This is a genomic window from Mesorhizobium sp. M1006 (genome assembly GCF_040318825.1).
Classification (GTDB): Bacteria; Pseudomonadota; Alphaproteobacteria; order Rhizobiales; family Rhizobiaceae; genus Mesorhizobium.
Window position 1 is genome coordinate 1 of sequence record NZ_JAMYMZ010000055.1, and the last position, 21,497, is coordinate 21,497.

The window sequence follows — 21,497 nt, forward strand, 5'->3', positions numbered from 1 at the left end:
CGAGAAGACAGCCCGAAACTACCTCGCCATCGTCACCATCGCCGCAACCGTCCTCTGGATCAGATAAGTGTCCACACGACCTAGGGCCTGATCCGAAAACGGAACCGATTTCGGAAAGCATCTTTTCAAGATCCTTCGCAAAAAAACACGGGGCGGCGTTGCAGGCGCGCCCGGCGGAAACCCCATGCGTTTCGTGGGCCAACTCCGTCCGGGGATGTCACCATCTGTCACTAGTAGCCAAAATGGTGCCTTGACAGGTGATGGTTTTCAATTTACGAGTGACGAAATTCTAAATTCGTCAGTCGTAAATTTGGCCAACGAGATGCTTGAAACCCTGGACACCACCGCCGATTCCGCCCGCCAGGAAAATGTCACGCGCATCCTGGATTGCGCGGAGCGATTGTTCCGCCACTACGGCTACGGCAAGACCAACGTCGCCGACATTGCGCGCGAACTCGGCATGTCGACTGCCAACATCTACCGCTTCTTCGCCTCCAAGGTGGAAATCCATCAGGCGGTTTGCGGCCGTATGCTCGAGACCTGCTACCGGTTGAGCTACGAAGCCTGCCATGGTTCCGGCACCGCCAGCGAAAAGCTCCGCCGCTACGTGCATACGCACTATCAGTGGACGCTGGATACCATGATCGACCAGGAGAAGGTGCACGAGATGGTCATCGTCGCCATCGAGCGCGACTGGCATGTCATCGAAAAGCACATCGACCGCATCCACGACCTGGTCGCTGACGTGATCCGCGAGGGCATCGCCACCGGCGAGTTCGTCGATCAGGATCCGGTAGTCGCTTCCCGGTGTTTCGGTGCTGCCATTATCAGCCTCTCTCATCCACAGATGATGGCCCAGTGCCTCGCCAAGAAGAACCGGGCGACGCCGGACGAGCTTACCGAGTTTGCCATCAGAGCCTTGAAGAAATGACCATTGCCGCCCGTCGGGCGGTGATGTCGGCAATTCATCTCCACAATTCGGGAGTACGAAAAGTGTCTTTGTCCAAGTCCATCACCTACAGGCGACCGGCCGCCGGCCTGGCACTGATTGTCGTTGCCGCTCTCGGCCTCGCCGGCTGCTCGCAGGAGAAAGCCGAGGTCACCGAGATCATCCGCCCGGTCAAGGTGGTCGAGATCGCCAAGGCGAGCGATACCCGTCAGCTTTCCTATTCCGGATCGGTGCGTGCCCGCACCGAGATGAATCTCGGCTTTCGCATCAACGGCAAGATCACCGAGCGCCTTGTCGACATCGGTGACCGCGTCAAGCCGGGTGACGTTCTCGCCCGCGTCGATCCCACCGACTACGAGCTCTCGGTGAGAAGCTCTCAGGCCAGCCTCGATGCTGCCGACCGTCAGGTCGAGACAGTCGAGCTTACGCGCAAGCGGGCCGAACAGCTCTACGCCAAGAATTTCGCCCCGAAGTCGCAGCTCGAGCAGGCGACGCTCGCCTATAATCAGGCGGTCGCCACGCGAGACTCCGCCCGCTCGCAGCTTGCCCAGGCACAGAACCAGGTCCGCTATACCGATCTCAAGGCGGACAAGAACGGCATCGTCACATCAGTTGCCGCCGATGTCGGCCAGGTTGTCGGCTCCGGCACGCCGGTGGTGACCGTTGCCATCGACGGCGAGAAGGAAGTCCTGATCGCTGTTCCGGAAACCGATATTGCCGAATTCAAGCCGGGCAAGACCGTCAAGGCTGGCTTCTGGTCCGATGAGGCGCTGACGCTCGACGGCAAGGTCCGCGAAGTCGCCGGCAGCGCCGATCCGCAGTCGCGCACCTTTGCCGTTCGCGTCAGCCTGCCCAACGATCCTCGCGTGCTGCTAGGCATGACCGCCTCCATCGAAGCCGCGGTGGACAACCGGCAGCAGCTGGTGTCGATCCCGCTGGCCGCGTTGGCGCAGAAGGACAGCCAATCGATCGTCTGGACAGTCGACCGCAACGGCGGGACCGTCCATGCGCATCCGGTCAAGGTCGCCGCCTTCACCCCCGACGGCGTCAGCGTCGCCGATGGGCTGAAGCCGGGCGACGTCGTCGTCGCCGCCGGCACGCAGTTCATGACCGAGAATCTGAAAGTCAAGCTGACCGGTGATGCAGCGCAACAGTCGGCGTCGGCCGATGACGCTGCAAGGCGCTTGCGCTGACGGCCAGGCAATTCACGGTTTCCGGGCGGCAGGCGCCCCCGATTTTCGAGATCTCAGGTCGATGTAACCCCCACGTCGATCCTCGCGTCCCACCGCGATGTAGATCTCTCAACTCGGAAAGCCACGCCGCCCGGAAGCCCACATCGGAAGTTCCTTGGGCATGCGAAAGCGCGTGCTCTGTTGATCAAATTGAAACGGACTGACGCCGATGACCATCGACACCAATGAAAAGCGGTCTTTCAATCTTTCGCGCTGGGCAATCGGCCATCCGAGCATTGCCCGCTTCCTGTTCGGGCTGATCATCGTCGCCGGTGCACTCGGCCTGATGCGCATGGGCCAGAAGGAAGACCCCGATTTCACCTTCCGCGTCATGGTCGTCCAGGCGATCTGGCCAGGCTCCTCGATCAAGGAGATGGAGGACCAGGTGGTCAACAAGATCGAGCGCAAGCTGCAGGAAACGCCGCACCTCGATTTCGTCCGCTCCTACACCCGCGCCGGCAGCGCCATCATCACCTTGCAGGTCAAGGGCGACACCAATCCGGCGCAGGTCGCCGATGCTTTCTATCAGGTGCGCAAGAAGGTCGGCGATATCGCCAATGAGCTGCCGCAGGGGCTGCTCGGGCCTTACTTCAATGACGAATTCGGCGACACGTTCATCACCCTGCATTCGATCAGCGGCGACGGCTACAGCTATCCCGAGCTGAAGAAATTCGCCATCCAGGCGCGTGACATGCTGCTGACGACGCCCGGTGTCGAGAAGGCCGTGATCATCGGTGACCAGCCGGAAAAGCTCTACATCGACGTTTCATCCAAGGTGCTTGCCGAACGCGGCCTGACGTTGACCGACCTGCAGAATGCGATCCAAGGCCAGAACAATGTCGACCCGGCAGGTTCGGTCGACACCGGCCAGCGTTCGGTGCGCATTTCGGTTGAGGGCGATGTCACCAGGGCGGCCGACATCCGCGAGCTTCGCCTGCGCGCCGGCAACCAGGTGACGCGCCTCGGCGACATCGCCACCGTGACCTCCGGCCTCGAGGATCCGTACCAGCGCAAATACCGTTTCAACGGTCACGACAGCGTCCAGCTCGGCGTCGTCATGGCCAAGGGCTTCAACGTCACCGACGTCGGCAAGGACGTCGAAGCGACCTATAAGCGCTTCGAAGAGGCGCTGCCCTATGGCGTTTCGGTCGATCAGATTTCCGACCAGCCGCATGTCGTGAAGGAGGCGGTGAGCGAGTTCATGGAAGCGCTCGGCGAAGCGCTGCTGATCGTGCTTTTCGTATCGTTCCTGTCGATCGGGTGGCGCTCGGGCCTGGTGATCGCGATCGTCATTCCGCTGGTCCTGGCCGCCACGTTCGCCATCATGTACGAGCTCGGCATCGACCTGCAGCGCATTTCGCTCGGCGCGCTGATCATCGCCCTTGGCCTCCTGGTCGACGACGCGATGATCGTCGTCGAAATGATGGAGCGAAAGCTCGAGGAAGGCTTGGTCAAGGTCGAGGCGGCGAGCTTCGCCTATTCCTCGACCGCCTTCCCGATGCTGACCGGCACGCTGATCACCACGGCCGGTTTCATCCCCGTCGGTTTCGCGGCCTCGACCGCCGGCGAATATGTGCGCACCCTGTTTTACGTCGTCGGCATCGCGCTGGTCGTGTCCTGGTTCGCGGCGGTCTATTTCACGCCATGGCTCGGCCACATGATCCTGAAGCAGCGCAAGCACGCCGGCAACCATCACGATGTCTTCGACACGCGCTTCTACCGCCGTCTTCGCTCGACCGTTGCATGGGCGGTGCGCCACCGCATCATCGTCCTGGTGATGACGCTGATGACGTTTGCCACCAGCCTGTGGGCGTTCCAGTTCATCCCGCAGAATTTCTTCCCGCAATCGTCGCGCCCGGAAATCCTTGTCGACCTCTGGCTGCCGGAAGGCACCAGCATCAAGGAAGTCGAGACCCAGGCCAAGGCGCTCGAAGCCAGGATGATGGACGACAAGGACAAGCGCTTCATCGCCACCTATGTCGGCGAAGGCGCGCCGCGCTTCTTCCTGCCGCTCGACCAGCAGCTTCGCAACCCGAATTTCGCCCAGCTTCTGGTGATGGCCAATGACGAACCGGCCCGCGAGCGGCTGATTGTCAAGCTGCGCACCATCCTGGCAAATGATTTCCCATCGATCCGCGCCAAGGTCGACCGCCTGTTCCTTGGTCCGCCGACCGGCTGGCCGGTGCAGATGCGCGTCATGGGTCCGGATCGCCAGGAGGTGCGCCGCATCGCCGACGAGGTGAAGGCGAAGTTCCAGGCAAATCCGCTGCTCGGCGCCATCCACGACGACTGGCTGGAGCCGGTGCCGACGATGAAGCTGGTGATCGACCAGGATCGCGCCCGTGCGCTCGGCGTCACCTCGCAGCGCATCCGCCAGACGCTGCAGGCGGCCATGTCGGGAGCGCCGCTCGATGACTTCCGCGACGGCGAGGAGACGGTTTCGATCGTCGCCCGTGAGCCGGAGGCAAGCCGTCACCTGCTGTCGGCGGTCGACTCCGTCTACATCCCGACCGATTTCGGCGGCTCCGTGCCGCTGTCGCAGGTCGCCAAGGTAGTCCCGGTGCTGGAGCAAGGCGTCGAATGGCGGCGCGACCGCTTGCCGACCATCAGCGTACGCGCCACGCTTCCGGACGGCGTGCAGCCGAACGATGTCGCCATGAAAATGTACAGCGACATGCAGGGCCTGCGCGCCAGCCTCGCACCCGGCTACAAGATCGAGATCCAGGGCGGCGCCGAGGATGCGGCCGAAAGCCAGGCCTCGATTGCGGCGAAAGCGCCGATCATGCTGGCCGTCATCGTCGTGCTGCTGATGATCCAGCTGCAGCATTTCGGCAAGGCCATGCTGGTGCTGGCGACCGGTCCGCTCGGCATCATCGGCGCGGCGGCGGCACTTTTGATCAGCGGCGCGCCGTTCGGCTTCGTCGCCATCCTCGGTGTCATCGCCCTGCTCGGCATCATCATGCGCAACTCGATCATCCTGGTCGATCAGATCGACCAGGACATCGCCGCCGGCGTGGAGCGTTCCGAGGCCATCATCGGCTCGGCGGTGCGCCGGTTCCGGCCGATCGTGCTGACGGCGCTGACGGCGGTGCTGGCGCTGATCCCGATCTCGCGTGGCGTCTTCTGGGGGCCGCTCGCCTACGCCATGATGGGCGGCATTCTCGTCGCCACGGTGCTGACCATCCTTGTCCTGCCGGCAGCCTATGCGCTGTTCTTCGGCAGGGAGCCCAAGAAGGTGGTGGAGCAGCCGGCCGAGACGGAAGAAAAGAACGAAAGGCCGCAACTGGCCCTGGCGGCCGAATAGCGGTCGAGCGAACGTCTTCCATAGATAACCCCGCCGAGGCGGGGTTATCAGGGTCGGGTCAGGCCGCAATCAGTTCGTACGGCCGAGCATCGTTATTCATTTTCTGTATTTTGATCGGTTGCTCGTCCGCGGTAGGAACGCTCCGACGCGACAACTCATCGATTCCCGCGTCAACAGGCAGCCCCAGCTTTTCGATTGCCAAACGACGCACCAGGGCCTCAGCCGAGCTGTCAATGTCGATTTCGTTGCGCTCCCATCGGCCAATCGACTGCTTGTCACGGTGGACCATGGCGGCCAATTCAGCTTGGGTCAGACCCATTTCGGAGCGCAGGAAACGAAGCTCGTCCCCGCTCATGCCCTTGGCATGGCTTACGATCCCAAGCGCGATTACTTGATGCAGTTCATTCACAGCAGGAATCGTGATGATGTCGTCGCCATCGTCATCCACCTCAACGGCGATGCCTTCGATGTAAACGTTGAGCAGACCGCTTTCTGTGTAGTGGTGTGCGTTATTCATCAGCTTCAACTCCAATTATCGAGCCCGCTTTTCGCTCGAACTCATCGATCCACATGACCGAAATAACTTTGACGAGACATCCGTTCTTGGAAGGGATGATAACGACCCCGATGGATCGACTCCCGCTGTTCGGTGTCTTGCACTCCACGCGATAACGGAAATGACCCGGCCGGGTTGCGGGCACAGGTGGTTGGTACACATTTCCAAACTTGAGCGCATGCAGCACATCAGACATGATCAAGCCGCGTTCGGAAAGCCGATCCTGCGCATGCAGCTTGTACGAGATGTTTAGTTTCAGATTTCTCGCGATAGATCTTATTTCAATCGTCGCACGGCCGGCATCCCAAGGTTGCGTGATCGTCACAAATCCCCCTTCTATGGCATTCCTTCCGGTGCTTCATCTATCATGGTGATACCTACATAAGTGCTGAACGTCAATAAACAAGCGGCATGCCATTGACGCCCGTTGGGTGGTGACAAATTCGCTACCGAACACAGGACGACACCGCTATTAAGACTAGCGCGTGGTTGGAGGACAGTCATGACCATAGCTCAGACAAAGGCACCGCTGCGGCTGCCGATCGACGGGCGCCATCGCCGGATGTTCATCGGCGGCGGCTGGGTCGATGCCCGCTCCGGTCGGACCACGGAGAGCCGCAATCCCGCCACCGGCGCGGTCATCGCCACGGTGCCGCGCGCCGACCGCCAGGACATCGACTTGGCGGTGACTGCTGCGCGCAAGGCGTTCGAGGGCCCGTGGAGCCGGTTCAAGCCTTATGAGCGCCAGGTGCTGCTGCTGAGGATCGCCGACCTCTTCGAAAAGCACTGGGAAGAGATCAGCCGCTCCGACACCACCGACATGGGCATGCCGATCATACGCACCCGCGCCAATCGCAACCGGGTCATCGGCATGCTGCGCTACTATGCCGGCATGGCGACGGCGCTGCACGGCGAGACGATCGACAACTCGCTGCCCGGCGAAATCGTCTCTTTCACCCGCAAGGAGCCGGTCGGCGTCGTCGGCGCCATCATTCCCTGGAACGCGCCAACGGCGGCGTCGATCTGGAAGATCGGCCCGGCGCTGGCGACCGGCTGCACCATCGTGCTGAAACCATCGGAAGAGGCGCCGCTGACGCCGCTTTTGATCGCCGACATCATGAACGAGGCCGGCGTTCCGGAAGGCGTCGTCAACATCGTCACCGGCACCGGCACCGAGGCAGGTGCCGCACTCGCCGAGCATATGGGCGTCGACAAGATCGTCTTCACCGGCTCGACGGCGACCGGCCAGTCGATCGTGCGGGCCTCGGCCGGCAATCTCAAGCGCGTCTCGCTGGAGCTCGGCGGCAAGTCGCCGGTCATCGTCTGCGCCGATGCCGATCTCGACAAGGCGGTGCCGGTGGCGGCGATGTCGGTGTTCGCCAATTCCGGCCAGATCTGCATCGCCGGTTCGCGCCTTTTCGTCGAACGGCCCGTCCATGACGAGTTCGTCGAGCGGCTCGCGGCATACGCCAAGGGTCTCAGGGTCGGCGACGGCATCGACCCGGCGACCGAGATCGGTCCGCTCGTCTCCGAAAAGCAGCTGCAACGGGTCACCGGTTACCTCGAGGCCGGCACCGCGGAAGGGGCGAAACTCGTCACCGGAGGCACCCGGCTTGTGGAAGGCGCGCTTGGCGCCGGCAATTTCGTCGCGCCGACCGTCTTTGCCGGCGTCTCGGACGACATGAAGATCGCCCGTGAGGAGATCTTCGGGCCGGTGATTTCAGCCTTGCCGTTCGATACGCTGGACGAGGCAGTCGAGCGGGCCAACAACACGCCTTACGGCCTGGCTGCAGGGGTCTTCACCCAAAATCTCGCCACCGCCCACCAGCTGTCGCGCAAGATCCGCGCCGGCTCGGTCTGGGTCAATACCTATCACGCCATCGATCCGGCCGTGCCCTTCGGCGGCTACAAGATGAGCGGCTACGGCCGCGAGGGCGGCGCCGAGCACCTCGCCGAATATCTTAACACCAAGGGCGTGTTCATCAAGATCGATTGATCGGTCCGCCGCCCGCACAAAAAAATGCTCCCCGACGCCGGTTTTGCAAAACAGAATTCCTTCCCATGGCCGCAAAGCCATCCCATGCTCGAGCAATTGGAGCGTTACGCTCGTCGTCATCGGTGCGTTTTTCCATGGCAGAAAATCGACAATTGCGGCTTGGCGCTTTCATGCGGCCCGTCAGCCTTCATACCGGCGCCTGGCGCTACCCGGGCGCCTATCCCGACGCCAACTTCAATTTCGCGCATCTCAAGCACTTCGCGCAAAGGCTGGAAGCGGCAAAGTTCGACGCCTTCTTCATGGCCGACCACCTGGCCGTGCTCAACATGCCGATCGAGGCGCTGCGGCGCAGCCACACGGTCACGTCCTTCGAGCCGTTCACGCTGTTGTCGGCGCTTGCCGCCGTCACCGATCGTATCGGGCTGATCGCAACCGCCTCGACGACGTTCGACGCGCCGTACCACATCGCCCGTCGTTTCGCCTCTCTCGACCATATCAGCGGCGGGCGCGCCGGCTGGAATATCGTCACCACATCCAATCCCGACGCCGCGCTGAATTTCGGCCTCGACGAGCATGTCGAGCACGACGAGCGCTATCGCCGGGCGCGGGAGTTTTACGATGTCGTCACCGGCCTGTGGGACAGTTTTGCCGACGATGCCTTCATCCGCGACGCCGAAAGCGGGCTCTATTTCGATCCGGCGAAGCTGCATGTGCTCGACCATAAGGGCGAATATCTTTCGGTGCGGGGACCGCTCAATATCGCGCGGCCGGTGCAGGGCTGGCCGGTCATCGTGCAGGCCGGCGCGTCGGAGGCCGGACGGCAGCTCGCGGCGGAAACGGCCGAGGTGATCTTCGCCGCCCATGCCGATCTCGCCTCGGGGCAGCGCTTCTTTGCCGACGTCAAGAAACGTGCGCAAAAACTTGGCCGGTCGCGCGACGACATCAAGATCCTGCCCGGCGCCTTCGTCATTGTCGGCGAGACCGTCGAGGAGGCGCAGACGAAGCGGGCCAAGCTCGACAGCCTCGTCTACTACGAGAGCGGCGTCGCCTCGCTGTCGATCGCGCTCGGCCACGACGCGTCGCGGTTCGATCCGGATTCAGTCTTGCCCGAAATCCCGGAAAGCAACGCCAGCAAGAGCGGCCGCGAGCGCGTCATCGAACTGGCGCGCAAGGAAAACCTGACCGTCAGGCAGCTTGCGCAGCGGCTGGGCGGCTATTCCGGTCTTGCCTTCGTCGGCACTTCGAAAACCATCGCCGACGAGATGGAGGAATGGCTGGTCACCGAAGGCTCGGACGGGTTCAACGTCATGTTCCCCTATCTTCCCGCCGGATTGGATGATTTCGTCGAGAAAATCGTGCCCGAATTGCAGCGGCGCGGCATTTTCAGGAGCGAATACGAAGGATCGACCCTGCGCGAAAATCTTGGCCTGAAGCGGCCGCCAAACCGGTTCTTCCAACCTGAGACGGCAGCGATCCGCAAAGCTGGTTAGAACCGGTAATGATTTTAGACCGCGGCAAGCATCCGTTTCTTTTCGTTCGGTCCGAATGTCCATAGGGTCATGAGCAGCGGGCTGGCAGCCCGAAATCATCGCGAGGGCTTTGCATCATGACCAATCCGGCCGTTGTCGGTTTCTCAGGCAATTTTACCCGGCCGTCCAAGACGCGCGGCTTCGTCGATCGTATCGTGAACGAGGTAGCCGGCAGATATGGCCTGGCCGCCAGCACGCATGACGTCGTCGACCTCGGCCCCAGCCTCGGTGGCGCCAAATGGGCGCGTGAACTGGATGCGCAAGCGGGCGATATCCTCAAGCGCGTCGTCACGGCGGACGTGCTCGTCGTTGGCTCGCCCACCTACAAGGGCAGCTATACCGGCCTGTTCAAACACTTCTTCGATCTTGTCGACCCGACGGCGCTCAGGGGCAAGCCGGTGGTGCTGCTGGCGACCGGCGGCGGCGACCGGCATGCGCTGATCATCGAGCACCAGCTGAGGCCGCTGTTCGGCTTCTTCGAGGCCTTTACGCTGCCGACCGCGATCTACGCTTCGGACAGGGATTTCATCGACGGCGTGCTTGCGTCCGAGACGATCCTGGCGCGCGTCGGACAGGTCCTCGAGGATATCGGTGCAGCGCTTGGCGGTCGCTCCCGCGCCGGCACCGCTGCCGAATAGCCCCTAAAAAGAAAAACCCGCCTCAGCGGCGGGTCTCGGGGCGAATCAGCACCATACTAAGATTACTAGCATAGCTGCCGGCACAAAGCAAGAACAAAATGCAGGGATCGAGCGCGCCTTGCGCGCCCGATCCCTCAACGCAGCCGTCAGATGACGAACAGCCAGTTGGCGAGCAGCATCACCACGACGCCGGCGACCAGCGTCAGATAGGGCAGCATCCCCGCCTTTTTCACCGCAAGGTCGGACGAGCTCATGCCGAGATCGGCCAGCATGTGGTCGGGGAATTTGCCCTTATCCTGGATGTAGTGCCGGAAGCAGAACACCGGGATGATCAAGGCTGCCGTGATCAGCCCGGCCCACAATGCCATCGGGTTCCACACCTTGGCGCCGGCGCCCATGAAGACCGCGTTGACGTAGGCAAAGATGGCGCCGAGGCCGAGCACCCAGCTCGGCGCCTTCCATGGCCGCGCGATGTGGCCATTGTCGATGCGGTGGATCCAGCCGGCATTGAGGTTAAGGAAGTTGAAGATGATGTAGCCGCAATTCGACACGGCGAGGATGAAGAAGAAGCTCGTTGCGTCGGCCGAGGCGATGGCCAGCACGATCAGGTTGAAGATCAGGTCGGTCCACATCGCCCGCGTCGGTGCGCCGTGCTCGTTGACATGGCTGAGATAGCGCGGCAGCCAGCCGTCGACCGAACCTTGATAGAGCGTGCGCGAGGAGCCGGCCATCGCCGTCATGATGCAGAGCACCAGCGCCAGGATCATCAGCATCACCAGCAGGCTGTGGATCAGTTGTCCGCCGCCGACCATGCCGGCCAGCGCATCGGCAACGCCGGAGCCGTCGACGATCGGCGTCGCCAGCATGCCGTTCAAGCCGAGCACGCCCTGGAAGGTGAACGGCACCAGGATGAACAGCAGCATACACAGCAGGCCGGAATAGAAGATCGCCTTGAAGGTATCGGTGCCCGGGTTTTTGAACTCGGAGGTGTAGCAGACCGCGGTCTCGAAGCCGTAGGTCGACCATGCCGCGATGAACATGCCGCCGAGCACCAGCGTCCAGCCGGCGATGTTCCACGCGCCGGGCTCCGGCGCATAGGCTGCCGCGAGCGGCACCAGCGGCGAGAAGTTTGCCCAGTTGATCTGGCCGGTGACGATCGGCACCACGCCGACGATCAGCATCGGGATGATGACCAGCAGGCCGATATATTTCTGCACGTTGGCCGTGCCCAGGATGCCGCGATGCTGGATCGAGAAGATGATCAGCATCAGCACCGCGCCGATGAAGAAGGTGGCGTTGAAGGTGAAGGAAACCGGGCCAAGCGTGTGACCGTAGAGCGTCCAGTTACGGATCGCCGGCGTCGCCGCCGCGGTGACCGCGGTGATGGCGTCAGCGGCGCTGGTTCCGGCATGGGCCGCAATATAGGCGGCGACTTCCGGCGAAGTGTCGGTGAACAGCGGCACCGGCGCCAGTGCGTTGAGGATATAGGCGGCGGCGATCGAGCAGCCGAGTGACAGCACCGGCGACCAGGCGAACCAGTTGCACCACACCGAAAGCGGCGCGATGAATTTCGAATAGCGCAGCCACGCGGTGGCGCCGTAGACCGAGGCGCCGCCGGATTTGTTCGGGAACAGCCCGGCGATCTCCGCATAGGTGAAGGACTGCAGGAAGCCCATGACCATGGATACGGCCCAGATCAGGAAGGCCAGTGTTCCGGTGGTGCCGGCGATGCCGCCGATCGAAAACAGGACAAGGGCCGGAACGCCGCTTGCCACCCAGAAGGCGCCGCGCCAGTCGATGTTCCGGTGCAGCTGCCCTTCGGCAGGCGGCACCAAGGTGGTGACTATCGTGCTCATTTACGTGGATTCCCCATTTTTGATGTTCCCCATCGGCAACAGCCGCAATCTCGCGAGGCGTCATCGACGCTCACGTTGAACGGCCCCAGGCGTTTTCCGCTCAGTAGTATTTTTTTCTTAGCAGTGAAGATTGACCTAACGCGCTTTCACGTCAAGCGCTTTGTGACGCTGTGCACATTGCGCTTGTGAAACAGTCGAGCTTCGCTGGCGCTGCCAACGGGTGCGGTCTTTCCTTCTCCCCTTGTTGTGGGAGAAGGGAAGAACCAGGAAGCATCGGTCAGGAGCGCGGCCTGGTCTTTTGCGGGTCGTAATGGGCGAAGGCGACGACGCGCGCCGGCAGCCGCTTGCTGTGACCATCGAGCTTGCCTATCTCGACCTCGGTGCCGATCGCCGAATGCGTGACGTCGAGCCTGGCCAACGCGATGGTCTTGTTCAGCACCGGCGAACGCATGCCGGAGGTGACGACGCCGATCTGCGCCCGGCCGATATGCACGCAATCGCCGTGGCCGACGGCGACATTGGCGTCGATGTCGAGGCCGACCAGCTTCTTCTGCGGGTTTTCCTTGCGCCGGATCAGTGCCTCGCGGCCGATGAAATCGTCGCTCTTGGTCTTCAGCGGTACGGTGAAGCCGATGCCGGCCTCGAACGGATCCGTCTGGTCGGAAAACTCGTGAGCAGCAAAGATCAGCCCGGCCTCGATGCGCACCATATCGAGCGCCTGCAGCCCCATCGGCTTCAGGCCGTGCGGTTGGCCGGCCTGCCAGATCGCGTCGAACACCTTTTCGGCGTCGCGCGGATGGCACCAGATCTCGTAGCCGAGCTCGCCGGTGTAACCGGTGCGCGAGACAACGACCGGAATGCCGTTGCCGCCGCCGATGCGGGCGACGGCGAAACGGAACCATTCGAGTTCGTCGATCGACGGCTGCAGCGGCGAGGTCCAGATGATCTGCCGCAGGACGTCGCGGCTTTTCGGTCCCTGCACGGCAACATTGTGCATCTGCTCGGTCGAGGAGCGCACCAGCACGGTGAGGCCGAGTTTTTGCGCCGTTTCCCGCAGCCATTGGCCGGATAGATCGTCGCCGCCGACCCAGCGGAAATTATCCTTGCCGAGCCTGAGCAGCGTGCCGTCATCGATCATGCCGCCATGCTCGTAGCACATGGCGGAATAGACGACCTGGCCGACGCCGAGCTTCTTGATGTCGCGGGTCAGCGTGTATTGCAGCAGCGCCTCGGAGTCCGGCCCGGTGACCTCGAACTTGCGCAGCGGCGACAGGTCCATGATCACGGCGTCCTGCCGGCAGGCCCAGTATTCATCGATCGGGCCTTGCCTGGCGAAGGAATTGGCGAGCCAATAGCCCTTGTACTCGACGAAGTTGCGGGTGTGCTTGGCAAAGCTCGAATGAAAGGCGGTCTCGCGGGTCATTTTCGGTTCCGAATCGGGCGTCATGCGTCTGGCGATCGCTCGCGAGAATTTGTGCTGGCCGGGATAGGTTCGCACATGGATGTCGGTCAGGTTCCAGCCATTGGCCGGCGTCGTATCGTCGGGGCAGGCGGACGAGACGCAGACGATGTCCGTGAGCGCCTTGAGTAGCACATAGTCGCCCGGCCGCGACCACGGCTCGTCCGATACCACGACGCCATGCGCGTCGATGGCCGTGTTGAAGAAGAAGTTGATCGCCATCCAGCCGGCGCGAGGCGTGACACCCTTGTCGGCCAGCGCGCGGTTGAAATTCTCCGAGCAGTTGGGATGGCCGGGATAACCGATGTCGTCGTAATATTTGGCCGCGCAGGCGAGCGCGAATGCATCGTGGCGGCCGCAAGTGTCCTGCACAACCTCGACCAGCGGCTCCATGTCCTGGTCGTAGTATTTTGAGTGCAGACCGGGCATCGGATAGCTCGAACCCATCAGCGTGCGCGTCGTCGTCACGTCGAGCGGATGATCGCGGCCCTTGTCCAGCTTGCGCGCCGAAAAGCACTGGAAGTCGGTGCATTGGCGCCCGTCGACATCGATGATCTGCAGATAGTCGCCCGCCTTGACGAAGTAGGCCTCCGCCGTCGCCGAATGGACGCGCAGGTCGAGCACGGGATCGGCCAGCGGGTCGGCAAGCCTGGATTTCGCTGCCGGGCGGATGGTGGCGCGGCGGACGATGACGCTAAGTGGCGTCGCCGTATCGTGGCCGTCGACCAGCATCGGCCCGCCGGGCGCGGCAATCAGCATCGACCCATCGCGGGCGACGGTAAAAGCCTGTTCGGTACCGGCAGGGGTGGCGCCGCCGAAAACGCGAACCGCCTTCGCCTGGTCGAGCTGCACCTGGCGCCGCTCGAGCCCCCGGCGCAAGGATGCGAGGCTGTCGTCGCCTTCGGCCAGCAGCGCCTTGATGCCGGCGGCATTGCTGTTCGATTTCTCGCCGAGAATGCCGGGATCGGTCGCGTCGCTGCTGTCCCATGCCAGCAGCTCGCAGGCCTGCCCGCCCTCGACATCGCGCACGGTGACAATGTCGCCGGCCTCGACCTCGATCAGCACCGCGCCATTGCCCTGAACCGAGTAGCGCTCCATCGCGGCCGGCAGCGTAATCTGGCCTGGCCGCAGGATCAGGCTCGGCCGGGGCGGTCCGGCGACGACGGCGGGGTAGGGCGACTGGCTCATCTCAACCTTGGTTTCGAGAAACAAGTTTGCCTGTGTGTGAAATTATTTTAGCGGGAAGAATAGGATAGAAGAGCCGGAGTTGGCAAGTGAAGGCGAGGCGCGCGCCTCTTCCTTCTCCCCTTGTGGGAGAAGGTGGATCGGCGCGCAGCGCCGAGACGGTTGAGGGGTGTTGGACGGAGTGCCGTCATACCAAGCTGGAGCACCCCTCATCCGACCGAGCTTCGCTCGGCCACCTTCTCCCACAAGGGGAGAAGGGAAGGTGGCGCACAATCCTACCCCAATTCCTCGGAATGCCCGATCTCGACGCCATACTCGGCGGCAGCGTCCAGCATCGTATGCCACAGGCTTTCCGCGAAGGTGGCGAACACCAGAAGATTGAACACCGCCTGTCCGTCCGGCCGGTCATTGGCGCGCCAGAGATTGATGCTGGTGTGATCGACCGAGGTCGCCGCAGCGGTGCCGGCCGGGAACACCGCGGGGTGCAGGTCTAGCGACGACAGGTTGGCCAGCATCGCGCGCGCCTTTTCTCCGGAAACGCTGATCAGCGCGCGGGCATGCGACTGGTCGGACAACGAGGCGGATTGCGCAAACGCCTGGCTCAGCGGTTCGCTTGCGTGCTTGCCGCCATTGGACAGGACCAGGAACTGATCCGGTCCCGACCAGATCAGCGTAGCGTCGGGAGTTCGGGTCGCCTTGGGCGTTTCCGGGGCGGCAACGCCGAAGCGGGTTTCGGCGGCCTTCGCCAGTTCTGCCGCTTTGCCGCGCCGCGCCATCACCTGGATCAGGTCAAAATTGCGGATCTCGGTGAGCGATACGCCGGCCGCCGTGCCGCGCGCGCCATACGCGCCGACAACAAGCGCTTTCTCCAGCGGACTGCGGGCAATCCAGGAAAACTCAGCCACGCTGGCGCCCTCCATCCGGATCGTAGAAGACCGGGCTGCACAGCTCGACGTCGTAGTCTTCGCCGCGGAGCGGGTCATGCGCATGGACGATCTCGCCAATGCGCTCGCGGCCACGCTCAACAAGCGCCAGCCCGATCCACTGGTCGAGCATGGGCGAGAAGCAGACCGAAGTGACATAGCCCTGGTCGTTGCCGGGACCGGGCGTCTCGCCCTTCGGGATAATATGCGCGCCGGAACGCAGGCGGCGCGTCTTGTCGACCGGCTTGATGCCGACCACGACCTGCCGGTCTGGGGCAATCAGCGCCTCGCGCCCGGCCATGACGCGGCCGATGAAATCTTTTTTGGTCGACATCATCTTGCCGAGGCCGAGGTCGGCGGCGGTCGTCGTGCCGTTCAACTCCGGGCCGGCGACATGGCCCTTTTCGATGCGCATGACGCCGAGCGCCTCGGTACCGTAGGGCGTAACGCCGAACGGCTTGCCGGCCAGCATCAAATTGCGCAACAGCGCCTCGCCATAGCGGGCGGGAACCGAAATTTCGAACGCCATTTCGCCCGAAAACGAGATGCGGAACAGCCGCGCCTTGATGCCACCGCGAAGCGCGACTTCCCGCGCCCCCATGAAGGGAAAGCCCTCGTTCGACAAATCCTCCGCCGGATCGACGATTTCCCGAAGCAGGTCCCGGGTCTTCGGCCCGGCGATCGAGAACTGCGCCCATTGATCGGAGACGGATGTCAGCTGCACGTCGAATTCGGGGAACAGCACCTGCCGGCAGAATTCGAGATGCTGCATCACCAGCCCGGCCTTGGCGGTGGTGGTGGTCAGGAAATAGTGGTCCTCGGCCAGCCGCGACGTCGTGCCGTCGTCATAGACGATGCCGTCCTCGCGCAGCATCAGCCCGTAGCGGGCTTTGCCGACGGCGAGACTGGAGAAGGTGTTGATGTAGACGCGGTCGAGAAAGGCGCCGGCATCCGGGCCGTGCACGTCGATCTTGCCGAGCGTCGAGACATCGCAGAAGCCGACGCCGGAGCGCACCGCCTTGACCTCGCGGGTGACCGATTCCAGCCAGTCCTTTTCGCCGGCGCGCGGATACCATTGCGCGCGCTTCCACAGGCCGGTGTCGACGAACACCGCGCCCTGTTCGGCTGCCCAGTGATGCGACGGCGTCAGCCTCGTCGCATGGAAGTCTTCGTCGCGATGATGGCCGGCGAAGGCGCCGATGGCGACCGGCACATAGGGCGGGCGGTAGATCGTCGTGCCGGTTTCGGGGATCGATTTGCCGCTGATTGCCGCCATGATGGCGAGACCGGCGACGTTCGAGGTCTTGCCCTGGTCGGTGGCCATGCCGAGCGTCGTATAGCGCTTGAGATGCTCGACCGATTCGAAACCTTCGCGCTGCGCCAGCTCGATGTCGGACGCGGTCACGTCATGCTGGTAATCGACGAAGGCTTTCCCTTTGCCGGCCACATACCAAAGCGGCGTCAGCGAAAACGCCTCGCTGTCGGCGACCGGCGATGTGCCGGCATTGCCGCCGCGTCCAGCACTCTGCGCTGCCGCAGCACCCGCGGCAAAGCCCTGGCGCAGGCAGTCGCCCAGCCCGAAGGCGCCGTTGGCGGCGCCGACGGCCATCATGCCGGGCGGCGCACCATCCGGCACGAAGGCTGCGATATCGTCCTGCCATTTCGGCCGGCCGCGATGATAGGAGGTCAGCCCGACCGCCGGATTCCAGCCGCCGGACACGGCAAGCCCGTCGGCTTCGACTTCCGCCCGTGCGCCGCCGGTCAGCGCCACCACGATTTTCCGGACCCCGTCCTTGCCGCCTTCGACCCCGCTGACCGAGCCGTTGAGCACGGCAAAGCCGCCCTTGGCGGCAAGCGCGCGATGCGCGGCGGAGACGTCCGGGCGCGCATCGACGACCGCCGCGATCTGCAAACCGGCGCCAAGCGCGGTCTCGACCGTGCGCCAGCCATCCTCATTGTTGGTGAACAGCGCGATCCTCCTGGCAGGGGTAACCGCGTAGCGCGCGACATAGGTCCGCATCGCCGAAGCCATCATCACGCCCGGCGTGTCGTTACCGGCAAAGACGATCGGCCGCTCGATGGCGCCGGCGGCGACGACGCAGCGCTTCGCCACGATCCGCCACAGCCGCTGGCGCACCTGGTGCTCGGGCGGCGACGGCAGGTGGTCGTTGACCCGCTCGATCGCGCCATAGGTGCCGCCATCATAGACGCCGAACAATGTCGTGCGGGTCATGATGCGGACATCGGGCAGTGTGGCGAGTTCGGCCAGCGTGCGCGTAATCCATTCGGCCGCCGGCGCGCCGTCGATCATGCCGCCGTCGGCGAGCAGGCGGCCGCCAAGCGCAAAATCTTCCTCGCACAGGATGACGCGGGCGCCGCCGCGCCCGGCCGCCAATGCCGCCGCAAGCCCGGCCGGGCCGGAGCCGGCAATCAGCACGTCGCAATGCGCCCACGCCTTGTCGTAATGGTCGGGATCGGCGACGCCTGCAGCGCGGCCGAGGCCGGCGGCGCGGCGAATCGTTGGCTCGTAGATCGTTTCCCAGAATTTCGCCGGCCACATGAAGGTCTTGTAGTAGAAGCCGGCGACGAAGATCGGCGCGAACAGCTGGTTGACCGCCATCAGATCGTGGCGCAGCGACGGCCAGCGGTTCTGGCTGGCGGCTTCGAGCCCGTCATAGAGTTCGGCCGTGGTCGCCTTGGTGTTCGGCTCGCGCCGCGCTCCGCTGCGCAGTTCGACCAGCGCGTTGGGCTCCTCCGAACCAGCGGTCAGGATGCCGCGCGGCCGGTGGTATTTGAACGAGCGGCCGACCAGCTTGACGCCATTGGCGATCAGCGCCGAGGCCAGCGTGTCGCCTTGGAAGCCGGCAAAGCTCTTGCCGTCGAAGTGGAAGGCCAGCGGCGCGGCGCGATCGATGAGACCGCCGCTCTCCAGCCGGTGTGTTTGCGCGGGGCCAACCATCAGGCCCCAACCTCGGCGGCACCAACGCCTGCAGCCGGTTCGACCGCCGAAATCTCATGCGTCAGCGTGTTGCGGGCGACCTTCAGCCAGGCCCGGCAGCCGCCGCCATGGTACCAGTATTCGCTCATCGGCCCGGCGATGTTGTCGCGTAGATAGACGTAGTCGAAGACCTCGTCTTCGGTGGCGCCGGCCGCCGGACGCGTCGGCTTGGCGTCGCCCAGATAGGTGAACTCGCCGAGTTCGCGTTCGCCGCAGAAGGGACAGACAATGCGCATGCTTCTTCAGCCAGCCTTCAATGCAGGTTCGGTTGGGCGCCCTGGCCCTTTTCGTCGATCATCGCACCTCGCCGGAAGCGGTCGAGGCGAAAGCGGGTAGCCTCCTTGTGCGGCTCGTCGCGCGCCAGCAGATGGGCAAAGACCAGGCCGGAGCCGGGCGTCGCCTTGAAGCCGCCATAGCACCAGCCGGCGTTGAGATAGAGCCCGTCGACCGGTGTTTTGTCGATGATCGGCGAGCCGTCCATCGACATGTCCATGATGCCGCCCCACTGACGCAGAAGCCGTATCCGGCCGATCATCGGCATCAGCGCCATGCCGCCTTCGCAGACGTCTTCCATGACAGGCAGATTGCCGCGCTGGGCGTAGGAATTGTAGCCGTCTATGTCGCCGCCGAAGACCAGCCCGCCCTTGTCGGACTGGCTGACGTAGAAGTGGCCGGCGCCGAAGGTCATGACATTGGGGATCAGCGGCTTTATCGCCTCCGAGACGAAGGCCTGCAGCACATGGCTTTCGATCGGCAGCCGCATGCCGGCCATCGCCGCGACGCGCGACGAAGAGCCGGCGACCGCCATGCCGACCTTGCCTGCGCCGATCCTGCCGCGGCTCGTCTCGACGCCGGTCACCTTGCCGCTGCCATCGCGGACAAAGCCGGTCACTTCGCAATTCTGGATGATGTCGACGCCGAGCGCGCTCGCCGCATGCGCGTAGCCCCAGACCACGGCATCGTGTCGTGCCGTGCCGCCGCGTCGCTGCAAGAGGCCGCCCTGCACCGGGAAACGTGCGTTGTCGAAGTTCAGGAACGGCATCATCTTCCTGACCGCCGCCAGATCGAGCAGTTCGGCATCGATGCCGTTGATGCGCATGGTGTTGCCGCGCCGTGCGTAGGCGTCGCGCTGCGCGTCGGAATGGTAGAGATTGATGACGCCGCGCTGGCTGACCATGGTGTTGTAGTTGAGGTCCTGCTCCATCCGCTCCCACAGCTTCATCGAAAGCTCGTAAAAACCGGTATTGCCGGGCAGCCCGTAATTGGAGCGGATGATGGTGGTGTTGCGGCCGGCATTGCCGGAGCCGATCCAGCCCTTTTCCAGCACGGCGACATTCCTGATGCCGTATTCGCTGGCGAGGAACCATGCCGTCGCCAGGCCATGGCCGCCGCCGCCGATGATCACCACGTCGTAGTGGCTCTTCGGGCTGGCGTCGCGCCAGGTGCGCTGCCAGTTCTTATGGCCGGAAAATGCCGCCCGAGCGAGGGAGAAGATCGAGTATTTCATGAACCTGTTTCGCGCCGGGCGTGCAACAATTCCGGATCAGATGTCGAGCGTGTGGTCGCGCTCCCACTGGGTGAAGTGGGAAGCATAGGAATTCCATTCCTGCTGCTTGAGCTTTAGATAGGCCGACGAGAATTCCTCACCCAGCGCCGCCTTGAGCGATTTGTCGTTGTCAAACTCGCGCAACGCGTCGAGCAGGTTGAGCGGCAGCTTCGGCGCGCCCTCGACCGTATGGCCGAACTGGTACATGTCGATATCGTAGCGCCTGCCGGGGTCGGCCTTCGAGCGGACGCCGTCAAGGCCGGCGGCGATGATGACGGCCTGCAGCAGATACGGGTTTGCCGCGCCGTCCGGCAGGCGCAGCTCGAAGCGGCCGGGGCCGGGCACGCGCACCATGTGGGTGCGGTTGTTGCCGGTCCAGGTCACCGTGTTCGGCGCCCAGGTGGCGCCGGAGATGGTGCGCGGTGCGTTGATGCGCTTGTAGGAATTGACCGTCGGGTTGGTGATGGCGGCAAGCGCGGACGCATGTTTCATGATGCCGCCGAGGAAATTCCTGCCCTTGGCCGACAGGCCGAGCTCCATCGCATTATCGGCAAAGACATTGGTCTTGCCGTCTTTGTCCCACACCGAGATATGCGCATGGCAGCCATTGCCGGTCAGGCCCTGGAAGGGTTTAGGCATGAAGGTTGCGCGCAGGCCGTGCTTTTCGGCGACCGATTTCACCATGAATTTGAAGAAGGAATGCTTGTCGGCGGTCGCCAGCGCATCGTCGAAGGCCCAGTTCATCTCGAACTGGCCGTTGGCGTCCTCGTGGTCGTTCTGGTAGGCGCCCCAGCCGAGCGCCAGCATGTGGTCGCAGATCTCGGCGATCACGTCGTAGCGGCGCATCACCGCCTGCTGGTCGTAGCAGGGCTTCGACGCCGTGTCATATTCGTCGGAAATCGTCTTGCCATCCGGCGAGATCAGGAAGAATTCGGCCTCGACGCCGGTCTTGATGTGCATGCCGTCGCCAGCAGCCTCCGCGATCAACCGCTTCAGCGTGTTGCGCGGCGCCTGCTCGACCGATTTGTCGTCCATGATGCAGTTGGCGGCGACCCAGGCGACCTCCGGCTTCCAAGGCAACTGGATCACCGAGGCCGGATCCGGCACCGCCAGCATGTCGGGATGCGCCGGCGTCAGATCGAGCCAGGTGGCAAAGCCGGCAAAGCCGGCACCGTCCCGCTGCATGTCGGCGATCGCCTGCGCCGGCACCAGCTTGGCGCGTTGTCCACCGAACAGGTCGGTGTAGGATATCATGAAATATTTGACGCCCTTTTCCTTGGCGAAGGCGGCGAGATCGTTCCCCATTATAGTTCCTCGCTTACTGGC

15 protein-coding genes are annotated in these 21,497 nt (G+C 63.5%); 6 read left to right on the plus strand and 9 right to left on the minus strand.

The window, feature by feature from the left end; translation table 11 throughout:
- Positions 1 to 322 precede the first annotated feature (322 nt).
- The 3 genes from NKH60_RS29950 (at position 323) to NKH60_RS29960 (ending at position 5,485) form a co-directional block, all read left to right on the plus strand.
- On the plus strand, positions 323 to 931 hold the full coding sequence (locus NKH60_RS29950) for a TetR/AcrR family transcriptional regulator (RefSeq protein ID WP_352612708.1): 609 nt from the start codon (positions 323 to 325) through the stop codon (positions 929 to 931).
- A gap of 62 nt (positions 932 to 993) precedes the next feature.
- Positions 994 to 2,142, plus strand: coding sequence for an efflux RND transporter periplasmic adaptor subunit (locus NKH60_RS29955; protein ID WP_352542218.1), 1,149 nt, complete (start codon positions 994 to 996; stop codon positions 2,140 to 2,142).
- A gap of 208 nt (positions 2,143 to 2,350) precedes the next feature.
- A complete protein-coding gene (locus tag NKH60_RS29960) occupies positions 2,351 to 5,485 on the plus strand; it encodes an efflux RND transporter permease subunit (protein ID WP_352472294.1) in 3,135 nt (1,044 codons plus the stop codon).
- A gap of 58 nt (positions 5,486 to 5,543) precedes the next feature.
- On the opposite strand, the gene NKH60_RS29965 is transcribed toward NKH60_RS29960, so the two are convergent.
- Together NKH60_RS29965 and NKH60_RS29970 are read right to left on the minus strand one after the other, a co-directional pair.
- A complete protein-coding gene (locus tag NKH60_RS29965) occupies positions 5,544 to 6,002 on the minus strand; it encodes a helix-turn-helix domain-containing protein (protein ID WP_352455217.1) in 459 nt (152 codons plus the stop codon).
- Positions 5,995 to 6,366: a DUF4258 domain-containing protein gene (locus tag NKH60_RS29970; protein WP_352472295.1), complete on the minus strand. Its 372-nt coding sequence runs from the start codon at positions 6,364 to 6,366 to the stop codon at positions 5,995 to 5,997. The genes NKH60_RS29965 and NKH60_RS29970 overlap by 8 nt, the downstream gene beginning before the upstream one ends.
- Positions 6,367 to 6,543: 177 nt before the next feature.
- On the opposite strand from NKH60_RS29970, the gene NKH60_RS29975 reads away from it, so the two are divergent.
- The 3 genes from NKH60_RS29975 to msuE all read left to right on the plus strand — a co-directional run bounded on the left by NKH60_RS29975 (position 6,544) and on the right by msuE (position 10,204).
- On the plus strand, positions 6,544 to 8,037 hold the full coding sequence (locus NKH60_RS29975; protein WP_352472296.1) for an aldehyde dehydrogenase family protein: 1,494 nt from the start codon (positions 6,544 to 6,546) through the stop codon (positions 8,035 to 8,037).
- Positions 8,038 to 8,171: 134 nt separating this feature from the next.
- Positions 8,172 to 9,527 carry an LLM class flavin-dependent oxidoreductase gene (locus tag NKH60_RS29980; protein WP_352455214.1) on the plus strand — a complete coding sequence of 452 codons (1,356 nt, stop codon included), beginning with the start codon at positions 8,172 to 8,174 and terminating at the stop codon, positions 9,525 to 9,527.
- A gap of 116 nt (positions 9,528 to 9,643) precedes the next feature.
- Positions 9,644 to 10,204 (plus strand): FMN reductase, encoded by a 561-nt coding sequence (msuE, locus tag NKH60_RS29985; RefSeq protein ID WP_352612283.1) that lies wholly within the window; start codon positions 9,644 to 9,646, stop codon positions 10,202 to 10,204.
- A gap of 146 nt (positions 10,205 to 10,350) precedes the next feature.
- On the opposite strand, the gene NKH60_RS29990 is transcribed toward msuE, so the two are convergent.
- From NKH60_RS29990 to glnT, 7 genes are all read right to left on the minus strand, one after another.
- Positions 10,351 to 12,060: a trimethylamine N-oxide permease gene (locus NKH60_RS29990; protein ID WP_352472299.1), complete on the minus strand. Its 1,710-nt coding sequence runs from the start codon at positions 12,058 to 12,060 to the stop codon at positions 10,351 to 10,353.
- Between the two features lie 277 nt (positions 12,061 to 12,337).
- A complete protein-coding gene (locus NKH60_RS29995; protein WP_352874432.1) occupies positions 12,338 to 14,707 on the minus strand; it encodes a trimethylamine N-oxide demethylase in 2,370 nt (789 codons plus the stop codon).
- Positions 14,708 to 14,979: 272 nt separating this feature from the next.
- The gene (locus tag NKH60_RS30000) at positions 14,980 to 15,609 is read right to left on the minus strand and encodes a sarcosine oxidase subunit gamma (protein ID WP_352612287.1); all 630 of its coding nucleotides are present in this window, start codon (positions 15,607 to 15,609) and stop codon (positions 14,980 to 14,982) included.
- The gene (locus tag NKH60_RS30005; RefSeq protein ID WP_352612289.1) at positions 15,602 to 18,586 is read right to left on the minus strand and encodes a sarcosine oxidase subunit alpha; all 2,985 of its coding nucleotides are present in this window, start codon (positions 18,584 to 18,586) and stop codon (positions 15,602 to 15,604) included. Before NKH60_RS30005 ends, NKH60_RS30000 begins: the two co-directional genes overlap by 8 nt.
- Positions 18,586 to 18,861 carry a sarcosine oxidase subunit delta gene (locus NKH60_RS30010; protein ID WP_352455208.1) on the minus strand — a complete coding sequence of 92 codons (276 nt, stop codon included), beginning with the start codon at positions 18,859 to 18,861 and terminating at the stop codon, positions 18,586 to 18,588. Before NKH60_RS30010 ends, NKH60_RS30005 begins: the two co-directional genes overlap by 1 nt.
- Positions 18,862 to 18,878: 17 nt before the next feature.
- On the minus strand, positions 18,879 to 20,132 hold the full coding sequence (locus NKH60_RS30015; RefSeq protein WP_352612291.1) for a sarcosine oxidase subunit beta family protein: 1,254 nt from the start codon (positions 20,130 to 20,132) through the stop codon (positions 18,879 to 18,881).
- Between the two features lie 36 nt (positions 20,133 to 20,168).
- On the minus strand, positions 20,169 to 21,476 hold the full coding sequence (glnT, locus tag NKH60_RS30020; protein ID WP_023673983.1) for a type III glutamate--ammonia ligase: 1,308 nt from the start codon (positions 21,474 to 21,476) through the stop codon (positions 20,169 to 20,171).
- Positions 21,477 to 21,497 lie beyond the last annotated feature (21 nt).

Excerpts from the sequence above, each read along its gene's own strand:
- NKH60_RS29960 (WP_352472294.1), top strand. The coding sequence starts at position 2,351 with ATGACCATCGACACCAATGAAAAGCGGTCTTTCAATCTTTCGCGCTGG.
- NKH60_RS30010 (WP_352455208.1), bottom strand. The coding sequence starts at position 18,861 with ATGCGCATTGTCTGTCCCTTCTGCGGCGAACGCGAACTCGGCGAGTTC.
- NKH60_RS29975 (WP_352472296.1), top strand. The coding sequence starts at position 6,544 with ATGACCATAGCTCAGACAAAGGCACCGCTGCGGCTGCCGATCGACGGG.
- NKH60_RS29990 (WP_352472299.1), bottom strand. The coding sequence starts at position 12,060 with ATGAGCACGATAGTCACCACCTTGGTGCCGCCTGCCGAAGGGCAGCTG.
- NKH60_RS29995 (WP_352874432.1), bottom strand. The coding sequence starts at position 14,707 with ATGAGCCAGTCGCCCTACCCCGCCGTCGTCGCCGGACCGCCCCGGCCG.
- NKH60_RS29980 (WP_352455214.1), top strand. The coding sequence starts at position 8,172 with ATGGCAGAAAATCGACAATTGCGGCTTGGCGCTTTCATGCGGCCCGTC.
- NKH60_RS29950 (WP_352612708.1), top strand. The coding sequence starts at position 323 with ATGCTTGAAACCCTGGACACCACCGCCGATTCCGCCCGCCAGGAAAAT.
- NKH60_RS30005 (WP_352612289.1), bottom strand. The coding sequence starts at position 18,586 with ATGGTTGGCCCCGCGCAAACACACCGGCTGGAGAGCGGCGGTCTCATC.
- glnT (WP_023673983.1), bottom strand. The coding sequence starts at position 21,476 with ATGGGGAACGATCTCGCCGCCTTCGCCAAGGAAAAGGGCGTCAAATAT.
- NKH60_RS30015 (WP_352612291.1), bottom strand. The coding sequence starts at position 20,132 with ATGAAATACTCGATCTTCTCCCTCGCTCGGGCGGCATTTTCCGGCCAT.
- msuE (WP_352612283.1), top strand. The coding sequence starts at position 9,644 with ATGACCAATCCGGCCGTTGTCGGTTTCTCAGGCAATTTTACCCGGCCG.
- NKH60_RS29965 (WP_352455217.1), bottom strand. The coding sequence starts at position 6,002 with ATGAATAACGCACACCACTACACAGAAAGCGGTCTGCTCAACGTTTAC.